Annotated in this window: 14 protein-coding genes; 7 read left to right on the top strand and 7 right to left on the bottom strand. The window is 64.5% G+C overall.

What is annotated here, in order from left to right; all coding sequences use genetic code 11:
- Window positions 1-11: 11 nt before the first annotated feature.
- Together B0W80_RS19165 and B0W80_RS19155 are read left to right on the top strand one after the other, a co-directional pair.
- Window positions 12-692, top strand: coding sequence for a response regulator transcription factor (locus tag B0W80_RS19165; RefSeq protein ID WP_077000749.1), 681 nt, complete (start codon window positions 12-14; stop codon window positions 690-692).
- A 221-nt stretch (window positions 693-913) separates the two neighbouring features.
- On the top strand, window positions 914-1,795 hold the full coding sequence (locus B0W80_RS19155) for a response regulator transcription factor (RefSeq protein WP_143684692.1): 882 nt from the start codon (window positions 914-916) through the stop codon (window positions 1,793-1,795).
- Here the strand turns inward: B0W80_RS19155 and B0W80_RS19150 are convergent.
- The 6 genes from B0W80_RS19150 to B0W80_RS19120 all read right to left on the bottom strand — a co-directional run bounded on the left by B0W80_RS19150 (window position 1,792) and on the right by B0W80_RS19120 (window position 7,599).
- A complete protein-coding gene (locus tag B0W80_RS19150) occupies window positions 1,792-3,621 on the bottom strand; it encodes a HAMP domain-containing sensor histidine kinase (RefSeq protein WP_143684691.1) in 1,830 nt (609 codons plus the stop codon). The genes B0W80_RS19155 and B0W80_RS19150 overlap by 4 nt on opposite strands.
- A gap of 213 nt (window positions 3,622-3,834) precedes the next feature.
- Window positions 3,835-4,647, bottom strand: a complete 813-nt coding sequence (locus tag B0W80_RS19140; protein WP_077000744.1) for a response regulator transcription factor — start codon at window positions 4,645-4,647, stop codon at window positions 3,835-3,837.
- 260 nt (window positions 4,648-4,907) lie between these two features.
- Window positions 4,908-5,741: a hypothetical protein gene (locus tag B0W80_RS19135; RefSeq protein WP_143684690.1), complete on the bottom strand. Its 834-nt coding sequence runs from the start codon at window positions 5,739-5,741 to the stop codon at window positions 4,908-4,910.
- Window positions 5,742-5,752: 11 nt separating this feature from the next.
- Window positions 5,753-6,304, bottom strand: a complete 552-nt coding sequence (locus tag B0W80_RS19130) for an acyl-homoserine-lactone synthase (RefSeq protein WP_077000742.1) — start codon at window positions 6,302-6,304, stop codon at window positions 5,753-5,755.
- An 89-nt stretch (window positions 6,305-6,393) separates the two neighbouring features.
- Window positions 6,394-6,822, bottom strand: a complete 429-nt coding sequence (locus tag B0W80_RS19125; protein ID WP_077000741.1) for a DUF4902 domain-containing protein — start codon at window positions 6,820-6,822, stop codon at window positions 6,394-6,396.
- A gap of 63 nt (window positions 6,823-6,885) precedes the next feature.
- Entirely contained in the window at window positions 6,886-7,599 is a 714-nt protein-coding gene (locus B0W80_RS19120; RefSeq protein WP_077000740.1) for an autoinducer binding domain-containing protein, read from the bottom strand.
- Between the two features lie 99 nt (window positions 7,600-7,698).
- Between B0W80_RS19120 and B0W80_RS19115 the strand changes: the two genes are divergently transcribed.
- The 5 genes from B0W80_RS19115 (at window position 7,699) to B0W80_RS19095 (ending at window position 12,230) form a co-directional block, all read left to right on the top strand.
- Window positions 7,699-8,403: a phosphoglycolate phosphatase gene (locus B0W80_RS19115; protein ID WP_077000739.1), complete on the top strand. Its 705-nt coding sequence runs from the start codon at window positions 7,699-7,701 to the stop codon at window positions 8,401-8,403.
- A gap of 93 nt (window positions 8,404-8,496) precedes the next feature.
- Entirely contained in the window at window positions 8,497-9,570 is a 1,074-nt protein-coding gene (locus B0W80_RS19110; RefSeq protein WP_077000738.1) for an NAD/NADP-dependent octopine/nopaline dehydrogenase family protein, read from the top strand.
- Complete coding sequence (locus tag B0W80_RS19105; RefSeq protein ID WP_077000737.1) at window positions 9,560-10,564, top strand: 3-hydroxybutyryl-CoA dehydrogenase; 1,005 nt, start codon at window positions 9,560-9,562, stop codon at window positions 10,562-10,564. Before B0W80_RS19110 ends, B0W80_RS19105 begins: the two co-directional genes overlap by 11 nt.
- Window positions 10,561-11,364: an alpha/beta fold hydrolase gene (locus B0W80_RS19100; RefSeq protein ID WP_077000736.1), complete on the top strand. Its 804-nt coding sequence runs from the start codon at window positions 10,561-10,563 to the stop codon at window positions 11,362-11,364. The genes B0W80_RS19105 and B0W80_RS19100 overlap by 4 nt, the downstream gene beginning before the upstream one ends.
- Window positions 11,361-12,230 carry a zinc-binding alcohol dehydrogenase family protein gene (locus B0W80_RS19095; RefSeq protein WP_077000735.1) on the top strand — a complete coding sequence of 290 codons (870 nt, stop codon included), beginning with the start codon at window positions 11,361-11,363 and terminating at the stop codon, window positions 12,228-12,230. Before B0W80_RS19100 ends, B0W80_RS19095 begins: the two co-directional genes overlap by 4 nt.
- A gap of 48 nt (window positions 12,231-12,278) precedes the next feature.
- Here the strand turns inward: B0W80_RS19095 and B0W80_RS19090 are convergent, their stop codons facing one another.
- The gene (locus B0W80_RS19090) at window positions 12,279-12,764 is read right to left on the bottom strand and encodes a MarR family winged helix-turn-helix transcriptional regulator (RefSeq protein WP_077000734.1); all 486 of its coding nucleotides are present in this window, start codon (window positions 12,762-12,764) and stop codon (window positions 12,279-12,281) included.
- Window positions 12,765-12,869: the final 105 nt, after the last annotated feature.

Raw genomic sequence — 12,869 nt, 5'->3', positions numbered from 1 at the left:
TGGGGCCTGTCATGAAAATCCTGATCGCCGACGACCACCGGCTCGTCATCGAGGCGGTCAAAGCCAAGCTGGCGGAGATCGAGCCCGGCATCGAGTTCGTGCTGGCGATGAGCGTCGACGAACTGCTCGCCAGCGCATCCGACGACATCGATCTGGCCATGATCGACCTGAACATGCCCGGTGCCGAAGGCCAGGCGCATGTCGAAGAGATGCGGCGCCGCCATCCGGCCGTGCCGGTCATCGTGCTGTCGGGATACGAAGACCCGGCCGTCATGCGCGCCGCGCTGGAGCGTGGCGTGCTGGGCTTCATTCCAAAAGCTTATTCGCCGGAGGTCATGCTGTCGGCCGTGCGCCTGGTGCTGGCCGGCGGCGTCTACGTGCCGCCGATGCTGCTGTCGGCCGTGCCGCCCGGGGTCACCGCCGGCGCGCCTCCCGGGGCCGGCGAAGCGGCACAACGCGCTTCTACCGCCGCCACGGCGCAAACGCTCGAGCACCTGCGCAGTGTGCTGACCGACAGGCAGGTCGAGGTGCTGCAGCTGCTGTCGCAGGGCAAGCCGAACAAGCTGATCGGGCGCGCGCTCGGCATCAGCGAAGGCACGGTGAAGATCCATCTCGCGGCCATCTTCCGCGCGCTCAACGTGCGCAACCGCACCGAGGCCGTGGTGGCGGCGCAGTCGCTGACCGAGGCCTGAGCCTGCCGCACCTGTCGGGTTGCGCGCCGTGGGCGACACGGGCGGCGCAGTGACCTTCGCCCCCTCTGCGGGGCGAGTCTGTCAAGAAGTTCACCATCCTGGCTCCCGCCGGGTTTGATCCTGATCAATTGTCGCGACGCCGCCAAGCGGCCAAGGGCGCTCGGCACCATGGCAAGCCTTAAGTCTTACCACTGTGCAGTGCGACCGAGAAGGCCTGAGCCATGGCTTCCCTGAGCGCCCCGCCATCCTTGGAGCTCCGTGACATGCCAGATGGAACCCACTTGCGCCGCCGCGTTGTCGTGATCGACCCCGTCCTTCGTACCCGTGAGCATCTTCGCCGCGCGGTCCGGGCACTCGGACATGCACCGCTGGTCTTCAACGAGTTGGAAGAACTGCTCACCCTGCGCGAGGGGCTGACGCGATGTTCGATCCTCTGCCTCGGTGTTCCGCACGATCAGTCGCAGGTCCACTCCTGGGTTCGCGTCGCCCGATCCGTGGTGGGCGCCGACGTGCCGGTGCTCTTCATCACGCGAGACAACCCCATGAAGGCGCCCGGCGTGCTCCGGTGCACCGAGCGAGACCTCCTGATCGCCGCCCCGGTCTGCTTCGCAGACGTCCACGAAGGGCTGAAGTCATTCCTGATCCAGCACGGCATCCCCACCGATCCTGCGGGCCTCACTTGGGGCGGCTACCGATTCGTACCCTCCCGGGAGTCCGTCGCGTTCGACGACACCGAGATCCACATGCGCCCGATGGACTTCGAGATTGCCCTCGAGCTCTTCCACAACATCAACAGCGTGCTGTCGCGCGAGTGGCTGCGGTCCATGTCGGCAGGTCTGTCACCCGAGACCGGTGGCCGCTGGCTCGATGCTGCCGTGTCGCGCCTGCGTTCGCAGCTCGTGCTGGGTGCGTTCGAAGGCTGCGAATGGCAACTCAGCACGATCCGATACGGCGGCTTCAAGCTCAGTCGCGTGCAGGGCAAAAAGACTGCCAAGCTGATCCTGCTTCCGGACGCGCGTCCGCAGCGTCCGCCTTCCGCCGCGATCCGCGAGTTGCCTGTGACGCCGCAGCGCCTGTTGATGTCGCCCGCCGCTCCGACCTAATCCGCATCGAGCGCCGCGTCGTCGGGGCCGAGCGGCAGGCCGATCAGGAAAGTCGTCCCTGCCATCTCTGCGCTCATGATGTCGAGCCAGCCACCGTGCCGTGCAATGACGGTTCGGACGATCGCCATGCCCACGCCCCAGCCATGGCCCGCCTCCGGATTGGCGCCGCCGTTCGCCCTGCGCACCCCATCTGTTTTCTGTTCTTCTACGGCCATCAGTTTGTCGAGCTTTGCTGCATCCATGCCGCTGCCTTCGTCCTGCACCGAGATCAGCATCTCGCCATGAGGCGAGTCGGTGTCCGGATTCGATTCGACGCAGATGTAGATCGTGCCACCGACAGGGCTGTGGCGAATGGCGTTGCTCAGCAAATTCGAGAGCCCGCGCGTGATCAACGAGGGGTCGGCCCAGAGTGATCGCTCCGCCGTGCCCAGGCGTGGCACGACCGTCACTTTCCGGGCCTTGGCGGCGGACCAGATCGAATCGATTGCATCCAGCACCACGGCGCCCGCCACGGTCGACTGGAAGCTGTACACCTGGGTCTCTGCCTCGAGCATGTCCATGAAGCTTTCAGTCAGGTTGATGGTGCGGCGTGCCTCGCGGCCGATGCCATCGAACATGAGCTTCAGATCGCCGTCGGAGCCACCATCGAGATGCAGCGCGAGCATGCTGAGAATCGACACCTGCGGGCTGCGAACGTCATGCGACAAAAAGCTGAACCACTGTTCGCGCTCGCGCTGCGCCCGGCGTTCCGTCGTGATGTCGTTGAGCACCACGACCCAGGCCCGCGATGAAGTACCCGCGGCCTCCGACGCATCCAGCGAAACGGCGCGCAGGGTGAAGATGCTGCCCTGTTCGGTGGTGAATTCATGGCCCAAGGCCCTGTCCCAGATCGTCCGGGGCCGGGCCTGCGCCAGGTGTGCAGGCTCGATCTCGGTTTTGCGCAGCCCGGCGATCAGCTCCGGCAAGTTCGCGCCCTGGAGTCGGTCGGTGCCACTGTCCGGCTGGCTCGGTTGGGTGTCTCCTGGTGCCGATGGAATCGGCGCCAACAGTGTCTGAGCGGCCGCGTTGCTCTGGCTGACGACACCGTTGTCACGGCATATCAACACCGGGACCGGCAGCATCCACATGCCTTGGGTCAGCAGCGCTTGCAGCCGTGTCAGCCGTTCGATCGCCAGGTCCAGCATGTTGGTTCGGCGCGCCACCGAGTCCAGCGTCGGCGGCCGAGCTGACAGCGGTGGCTCGAAAGCGCCGGCCGGCACGGCGTTCAAGCGTTCCGCGCGCTCGCGGAAGAACAGCAGCAACGCGTTCATGCGCCGCCAACTCCACAACACGTAGGCTGCCACGATCCCGCACAGCGGCGAAGCCAAAGGCAGCGCGACGCCGAACTGCTTCACCACCGCATAGCTGATCCCGCTGCAGACCGCCGTAGCCGCAAGGGTCCAAGCCACCGAGTGGCTGCCATTGATCAGGAACAGCAGCAGCGCAGCCCAGACGGGCAGCGAGATCCATAGAACCCTGAGCATGCCGGTCGACAACTCGACGGCGTGGCCAGCGTGGTCAGCGTGGCCGGCGGGGTCAGAGTGGCCAGCGGGGTCAAGGTTTGCGCGCTCGGCATCCCAGCCGGGGGTCGTGTGGGCTTGGGTGTCGTTGGCTCGTCCCGAGAGCATTCGCTCGGCGATGGCGGCATTGGCCTCCAACAGGCCAGGCTGTCTGTCCAACCACACCATGGCGGACGGCAGCAGCAACAACATCAGTATCCATTCGATCAGGTACCGACGCTGCAGCCAATGCTTGGACTCCTCTTTGAGCTCGGTCTTTTTTTTCAAGAAGAAGCACCTAAAGTTGCTGCTGCGAAGGCGGCAATGCCACCTCTTCCTCCGTCTCGGGCGGCAGAGTCACGCGAGCCCCGAGGAAGTATGGGCTGTGGTTCGACGCGTTGTCCAGCGAGTATTCCGTTTGCGCTTGCACTTGCGCCTGTGCCTGTGCCTGTGCCTGTGCCTGTGCCTGTGCCTGTGCTTGTTTCGTGAGCCGCGCCCGATCTAGGCGAAGGTGTCGCCATCGACGTTGTGGGAGGGCTCGAAGTCGCTGGCTTCGTTCTGGTTCGCGCTGCTGGTCGGCACCTGGTCATCGGCGTCGATGACTTGTTCCAGCCGGTAACCGCGGCCGTAGACGGTTTGAAGGCGCAGGCCGCTGGCGCTGTGCAAGCCCAACTTGCTGCGCAGACGATAAATGTGGCTGTCCAGTGCGCGCGATGGCATCTCGTTGCCGTGGACGCCCAGCTTTTCGAGCAGGTAGGTGCGGGAGACCGGATGCCCCATGTGGCGGAACAGCGCCAGGGCGAGCCGGAATTCCCTGTCGGTGAGAGGAATGCGTGTGGTGGAGCCGTCGGCGTCTTTGAAATGCACGCAGAGGTTCGGCTGATCGAAGCGCCAGTTGCCGAAACGCTCCTGCTCCGACGACGCCATGAGGTGAGGTTTTCGAGCCAGGAGCCGGCGGATCCGCGCACAGAGCTCCATCGTTCGGAAGGGCTTCACCACATAGTCGTCGGCACCGATGCCCAGTGCGCCGGCCACGTCGCGTTCAGCGCTGCGCGAACTCAGCATGATGACCGGCACATCGCTCTTCTGGAAGTTGCGGAGCCAGTGGAGCAATTCCACCCCATCCAGATCCGGCACATTCCAGTCGAGCACCAGGATGTCGAAAGTCTCTTGCCGCAGCGACTTTCGCAGTGCCTCGCCCTTGTCGAAGGGTACGCAACTGACGGCTTCGTCGCCGTTGTCGAGTCCTCGCTTCAGCGCGTGCACTAGGTAGCCCATTTGGGTCGGATCGTCGTCGAGTACAGCGATGCGCATGGTGAGTTTCTCGTGCTCGGAAGATGGGCGGATTCTTCCTCTTTTTTCAGGCATGAATCTCGTAAATTGTCGCGGAGAGATTCTTTGGGGATGGTCGGCGCGAGATTTCTCACGCCGGAAGTCGGTGGATCGGCCCGTGCCTGGATGGCTGTTCTCTGGAATTGACCGCGCGGTCAGGAGCGCGCGGCGCGCGGCTCGTCGAGTTCCGTCTTTTCCGGACGTAGTCGAGGTCGCGGCGCGCTGCGGGCTTGCGGTCGTCGTCAGACAGGTCGGTTGTAGTGGCTCAGCTCATTGGCCCGTGCACCGACGAGGTCCATGAACGGCTGGCAGGTGCGCTCGTAGTGACCTTCCTTGCCGATCATCGCGCCTTCAGCGTGACCCAATGCGTCGTAGATGTTGCGCGCCAAGCGAATTGAACTGGTCTGTTGATGGCCTGCAGCCTCGAGCAGCCGATTCAGGTTGAAATGTTGCTTGAGCAAATGGGCTTCGGTCCGGCCGAACGCGGATCGGACCTGACCCTTCGGGTCGTCGACTTCCGACAAGCGACAGAGCCGGTCGATCAAGGCGCGATGAAGTTGTTCACTGCGCTCGAATAGCATGGATACCGTTTCTGCGTGCGCGTGGCAAGCTTCACGCGCCACATAAACGGCCGGAGGGATGGCGTCAAAAGCATCCGTCGCAGCGCCTTGAATGGTCCGCAATACGTCAAGGCGATAAAAGTCGATCGATGCTTGCAATGCGCGCCGGATCGACTCGTCGAGCGTCGGCTGCGGATGATCCAGAAATCTGTCCGGCACACCGACCATCAATGCCTGATTGTTGCGAAACAGGCGCTGCAGTCGATGGAGGTAGGTCTGCGCGGAGGTGATCGCTCCGCGATTCAGGTTGCCAATGCTGTCGGCGATCTGGATCAGGATTCGGTGGATCATGCGCGCGTTCTCATGTGCCTTCTCGAGTCTGGCGCGGTGCTTCCGGTCGCCGTCGTCGGGCAGTCGAACCATCAGGTCGCACAGGCGAGCGACGCAGTGGGTCACAGGACGCATGGCGTCGTTCACCATACGTGATGGGCGATTTGGTTGGTAGCCGTTTTTCATGGGTGCTTCCCTTACTTGCTTGGTTGAAGTTCGATCCAGCAGGCCAGCACTGGTTGTCCGTCGACAACCTGTGGCGGGCCGGCGCGGTAGACGCAGTAGCCGGCGTTGCGGAGTAGCCGTTCGACCCCCAAGGCCGTAACCATGATGAGCCGGCTAGCTCCCTGCCTGAGAGCGCAATCCTGGACAGCACGCAACAGCTCTAGTGCCGTGGTGGAAAGGTGTCCTGAAGGCACACGTGACTGGCAGCCGACGGCTGCAAAGCGAGACAGTTCCCAAACTTCTGCGGACTTGGGCGGACGGGCGTCGCCCATCAGATGAGGGAAGACCTCGTCAAGCAGGTAAGGGCGCAACGTCGGCAGGAGTCTGGCGACTCCGACCAGCTTGCCGTGGTTTCGCGCTAAGACGTAGATGGTGTCCGGTCTGTCGAACTGGTCGAGTTCCAGTCCGGCTCGTGTCGGGACATCCCAACCAAGCGTTTCGACGAAGACTTTGTGTCTATATTGGCCGAGCCCGACAAATTGGGCTTCGGAAAGGCATTGAGAGGTTCCTGCAGTGAACTCCACCCTGGCTCCATTTCGTTGGTTGGAATGGACGCCATTTCACCCGCGCCTCGGCGGCATGTAACTAGCAAGGTTTGTAGGTTAAGAAAAGATCAGGATTCGGAGGCTCCGGCATACCTGATGCGCAAAGCCTCGCAGGCCGGCCCGGACCAAGCCAACGTGTCGATCCAACTGCCGAGGCATTCCAGGCTGCGTTGCCAAGGAAGATCCTGACGGTCGCCCCCGACCAGCAACAGGTTTGTAAAGGGTAGACCGACGCGATGCCAGCGGATAAGTCCGCCCGCGCAGCCGATCTCCCAGTCCCAACCCAGGGTTACGACCGTGCGATCTCCGTCGGTCCACTCCGTGTAGCCGCGGATATTCGTAAGCTGTCCGCAGTCGTGGAGCCGATCTTCAAAAGGGTCTTCATGAAGCCCCGAAACAAGGTGAACGGGACGAAGCGTGCGCAGTGCCTGCATCGGGACTCGCAGGAGGCCATCTGGGGACCGGATCGTCGCTTTGTCGGCAGCAGGTGTTGTCATCGAATGGATTCCGGATCTCGTGGGCGCGAATGCTCCGAGCCCGGTGGCAATGCGCCGGGCAACTCAGTTCAGCAGGCCGAGCAGAGCTGCCTTGACCGCGGCAGCAGTCTTGTTGGTAGCGTCAAGCTTTTCCAGTACATGGCGCACATGAAAATTGACCGTGTGTGAGGTAAGCGAGAGGATGTCAGCGACCTCCGAAGCGGTCTTGCCGTCTGCGGTCCACTTGAGCACCTCCGTCTCGCGACTCGTGAGGTCAAGGGACTGCTTGTCAAAAATCTTGGAGGAAAGCGCGCGCGTCATCGACGCGTGCGCAATGGAGACGAGCCATTGCATCCGCTCCCCTTTGGCCGTGAGTTCGCTCACGTCGAGCTTCTCTTGCGCCCGCGACAAGGTCAGCATGCCGAAAGAGCCGCCAAAATCAATGCTTGACTGAGCCCATCCCACGCGAACCCCAAACGAGCGGACCTCATCCCACAAGTCGGGCGTCTCGGCAAACACCGAGTCGGTCCATATGAGGGGGGCCGTGCTGCGCTGACCGTGCAGGACTGTGGGGTCGACGGCGACGTACCCGGCGTCACGGTAGCGCTCGGCCCAACCGCTTGGATAGTTGAAGTTCATAAACACCTTGGGCGAGACCAGTGGCACCGTGCAGCGAAGCCCGTAGCTGCAATATTCGAAGCCCAGCCTTCGTGCCTCCACGACGATCTTGTCGAAGATCGCCTGCTCATCCAGCGGAAGGCTAAGAATGCTCAGCAACTCCTCCTGCCAATTCTTCATTTGATTTTTCCCCGATGATTGGATCGCGGCGAGTGTGCCAGAACACCCCAACATGTAACAAGGGGTTCGGCGGCAGCCGATGCCAACCCTGGAGCTCCAGTGCAACTTCGCAACGCAACACCCTCCCGCGCCTTCAAGTTCCAAGCCGCCATCGTCGACCTCGACGGCACCATGGTCGACACGCTCGGCGACTTCATCGTGGCGCTCGATCGCATGCTCGGTGAACTGGCGCTGCCAAGCATCGCGGCCGACACCATCGTCGAGATGATCGGCAAAGGTTCGGAGCATCTGATCCGCTCGGTACTGCGGCACGTGCGCGATGGGCAAGAGGCCGACGACGCTCTTTTCAATCGCGCGTGGGACCGCTACGTGCACCACTACCTGGCCATCAACGGCCAGCATGCCGAGGTGTATGCCGGCGTCGTCGCCGGACTCGCAGCATTGAGGGCGCAAGGGCTTCGACTGGCCTGCCTCACCAACAAGCCCACTGCATTCGCGCGTCCACTCCTGGCAGCGAAAGGACTCGACGTTTACTTCGAGCACATCTTCGGCGGCGAGGCATTCGAGCGAAAGAAGCCCGATCCGCTGCCGCTGCTGAAGACATGCGAGGCGCTCGGCACGCAGCCTTCGTGCACGCTGATGATCGGCGACTCGAGCAACGACGCGCAGGCCGCACGTGCTGCCGGCTGCCCGATCGTGCTGGTCAGCTATGGCTACAACCACGGCCGACCCATTCGCGAAGTGGACGCCGATGGCTACGTGGACTCATTGGCCGAAGTCGCGGGCGCACTCGGCACGGGTTGACGATAGTTGACAGACGAATTGATGAAAAGTAATGTAATGTCGAGCCCGCCGAATTGATCGGCGGCCCCGCGGCCCTCATTACCTTTCATCACCATGAACATCGCGATCCTGGGTGGCGGCCATGGCTGCTACGCTGCAGCCGCCGACCTTTCCGAAGCCGGTCATTCGGTGCGACTCTGGCGGCGGGATGCCGACGCACTGGCGTCCGTGCGCCAGGCGGGCTCCATTCGATTGAAGGATGCGAAGGGCGCGCGCGACGTGCCGATTGCGCTGGCCACGGCCGACATCGGCGAAGCGCTTCGCGGCGCGGCGCTGATCGTGATTCCCTCGCCGGCCATCGCGCAGGAAGACATCGCACGCGCCATGGCGCCGCACCTCGTCGACGGGCAGGTCGTCTTCCTTCCACCCGGTACCTTCGGCAGTTACGTGATGGCCCGCATCGTCAAGGCCTCGGGCAACCACGCCGACGTGGCCTGGGCGGAGACGGGCACGCTGCCCTACCTGGCGCGCAAGCATGGCGATCGCGAAGTCAACGTGACCATTCGTGCGATCCGCTTGCCCACAGGCGTGTACCCGGCGCGCAAGGCGACCGAGGCGCTGGAGGTGATCCGCCAGGCTTACCCCAGCGTGCATGGCTGTGGCGATGCACTGTCGGGCGCATTGATGAACGCCGGGCCGGTCATCCATCCGCCGCTGATGGTGATGAACGCGGCGCCGCTGCAGCACTTCGAGCGATGGGACATCCACAACGAAGGCACGCAGCGCGCGGTACGCGACGTGACCGATCGACTCGACCAGGAGCGCATCGCGGTGCGCGAAGCCTTCGGCCAGGGCGCACCGCACTATCCGCTGGCCGACCATTACAACAACGACCAGTGGATGTACGGCGACGCACACAAGCAACTGGTGAAGTCCGGCGACTGGCGCGAGAACATCGACCTGTACGCACATCGCTATATCACCGAGGACACCGAGTTGGGCTTGGCCTTCCTGGCCTCGGCTGCGCGGCATGCGGGCGTGGATGCGCCGATCGGGCATGGGCTGTTGGCCATCGTCGGCGGATTCCTCGGTCGCGATTTGCGCAAGGGGCCACGCACCTTCGAGGCGCTGGGCCTGGCCGAGCTCACCCGCGACCAACTGAACAAGAGGCTGCACGATGGCGAATGATGCCAAGCCCCCGCGCTTTGCGGCCGTCGGCGCAGGGCGCATGGGGCGCGGCATCGCGATCGCATTCGCGTACGCGGGCCATCGCATCGCGCTGGTCGACTTGCGCGTGCGCAGCGACGAGGCATGGCAGAAGCTGCGTGACGAGGTTCGCGCGGAAGTCGACGCAAGCCTCGCGGGTCTTGCCCAGCTCGGCGTGCTCGAAGCGGCGCAGGTGCCGTCGATCGCCGTGCGCGTCGAACTCGTGCGCTTGGACGAGGCACCGCGCGCGCTGTCGGGCGCCGAGCTGGTGTTCGAAGGCGTGCCCGAAACGATGGACGCCAAGCGCGATGCCTTCGAGCACATCAACCGCCATTGCAGGGATGACGCGATCCTCACATCGACCACCAGCAGCATCCTCGTCACGCAGATCGCGGCACTGGTCAAGAAGCCCGAGCGCTTTCTGAACATGCACTGGCTCAACCCCGCGTACGTGATTCCAGTGGTGGAGCTCAGCACGCACGCGGGCACCGACGCCGCGGTGCTGGCGCGCACGAAGGCGCTGATGGAGCAGATCGGCAAGCTCCCCGTGGTCTGCGGGCCCACGCCCGGCTACATCGTGCCGCGCCTGCAAGCGCTGGTGATGAACGAGGCCGCGCGCATGGTGGAGGAGGGCGCTGCCACCGCGGAAGAGATCGACAAGGCCACGCGCTACGGCCTGGGTCTGCGCTTCGCTGCGCTCGGCGTCGTGGAGTTCATCGACTTCGGCGGCGCGGACATCCTGCACCATGCCAGCCGCGAGATGTCGGCATCGATCGACCCGGCGCGCTATGCCGCACCGGCCATCCTCGACCGGATGATGGCTTCGGGCCAACTGGGGCTGAAGAGCGGCAGCGGCTTCTACGACTATGCCGATCGCGACCTTGGCGCTTACCGCCGCGACGTGCTCGCGCGCACGCTCGGCATGCTCAGGCACGCGGGCCTGTGGCGGCCGCCGGCCGACGAGACGCAGCCATGAACAAGATTCGCCGTGCCTTCGCGGATCTGTCGGTCGGGCAGGTTCACTATGCGAGCTGCGGCGACCCGCGTGCCGAGACGGTGCTGTTGCTGCATCAATCGCCGCGCAGCTGGGCCGAGTACCGCCAGGTGCTTCCATTGCTCGGCCGGCGCTTCCGCGCCGTCGCCATGGACACGGCCGGCTTCGGCGATTCCGAAGACGGGGGTGTGCCGGCGAGCATCGAACAATGGGCGCGCATTGCCATCGAACTGCTCGATGCACTGGGCATTTCACGTGCGCATGTGGTGGGACACCATACGGGCGGCGTCATTGCAATCGAATTGGCGAGTGCATTTGCGAAGCGCGTGCATGGATTGGTGCTGTCTTCGACGCCTTACACGGATGAAGCGTTTCGGCGTGCACGTGCCGAACGACCGCCGATCGACGAAGTGGAAATGAGCAATGACGGCAGTCACCTCGCGGCGTTGTGGGGCAAGCGCCAGGGCTTCTATCCCCGCGACCGGCCCGAATTGCTCGAAGCCTTCGTGCTCGACGCGCTCAAGGTCAGCAGCCGCATGGAAGAAGGCCACCGCGCCGTGGCCTCCTACCGCATGGAGGATCGCGTCGCCAAGGTGCGGCAGCCCACGCTGATCCTGCGCGCGACCGACGATCCGTTCGCCGCGCCGCATGCGGCCGAGTTTCTGGCGCATGTTCCGCATGCCCGCATCGTCGACATCGCCGGCGGCATGGTGCCCTTGCCCGACCAGATGCCGGCGGCCTTTGCCACGGCGGTGCTCGACTTTCTGGACGCATTGCCATGAAGGCAGTGCGCATCGCCGGCTTCGACGCGCCGCCGCAACTGGTCGACTTGCCAGACCCGCAGCCGCGCATCGGCCGCACGCTGGTGCGCATGGAGGCCGCCACGGTCGGCCACATCGACCGCACGGTGTGGAGCGGCAACTTTCTGCGGCATCCGCCCCTGCCCTACGTGCCGGGCGTCGAGGCCGCGGGCACCGTGGTCGCGAGCCGCTTCCATGCGCCCGGGCAGCGTGTCTGGGTGCGCGGCAGCGGCCTGGGCACTCAGGAGAACGGCACCTGGTGCGAGCTGATCGATGCGCCCGACGAGGCCGTCGGCCTCTTGCCCGAGGGCATCGACATGGCCCTGGGTTCGGCCTTCTTCTCGCCCTGCACCTCGGCCTGGGTCGCACTGCACGATGTGGCGAAGCTGCGGACCGGCGAGCGTGTGCTGGTGACCGGTTCGACCGGCGCCGTCGGGTCGATGACGGTGCAACTGGCGCGCGACGCCGGTGCCGTCGTCACGACGCAGATCGAAGAAGCCGCGCAGCAGCATGTGGATCTGCTCGTCGACACCGTGGGCGGATCGGTGCTGGAATCGGCCTTGCCCCACATTGCGCCTGGCGGCCGCGTCGTGCTCGTGGGATATACGGCCGGCAATCTGCTGCCCTTGAACATCGCCCATTTCCTGCAGCGGGACGTGGCACTGTTGCCACTCAACATGTTCAGGCGCGAGCCGGCAGGACGTGCTGCGGTGCCAGAACTGCTCGCGCGCCTGGCGGACGGCCGGTTGACGCTCGAGGTCAAGCGCTTCGGCCTGGCAGAGGCTGCCGTCGCGCTGGGGTGGATCGCGCAACGCGGACATCGCGGCCGCGCCGTGCTGGTGCCTTGACGCTGACGCGCGCCGCCGCTGCGGTACCGGCTGCCGAGCGCCAGGCGGCTACTCGTCTTCCCCGTCGTCGCTGTCCTGCGGCGCGTTGGCGTGGAGCTCGATCATCTGGCGCAGCGTGGTCTTCAGCTCCTCGGCACGCAGCAGGCCGAAGGGTTCCAGCACACGCAATTCGTGCTCGCGGGCCAACTCCATCAACTGCTCCACCGTCTTCGCGCCTTTGCGCGTGATGCGCACCAGCGTGATGCGGCGGTCACTGTCGTGGGGCAGCCGCTCGACCTGACCCTTCGACTCCATGCGGTCCAGGAGGCGTGTCACCGTGGGCTGCTTGGTCACCGTCACCTGCGCCAGCTGCCCGATGCTGATCGGGTCGCCGCCCGCCAGCGACGCCATCACCCGCCATTCCGACACCGAAAAGCCGTGCTGCCGGGCCACCGCGTGGAACTCCGACGAGATCAACTGGCTGGCCTGGGCGAGCAGCGCCGGCAGGTAGTCGTCGACGAAGCGCAGCGACTTCTTAGAAGCGTTCGATGGCATGAGACGTCCCCGGAGCAGTGGCAGGCACGCGGCTTGCGTGTCTAGGGTAATTCATGATTGTGGATACATTCACTTGTGAACATTATAGGAACCACACGATGAGGC

The sequence above is a fragment of the Variovorax sp. KK3 genome (genome assembly GCF_001984055.1).
Taxonomy (GTDB): Bacteria; Pseudomonadota; Gammaproteobacteria; order Burkholderiales; family Burkholderiaceae_C; genus Variovorax.
The sequence above is the reverse complement of the archived record's forward strand: the minus strand, read 5'-3'. Positions and strand labels throughout refer to the sequence as shown.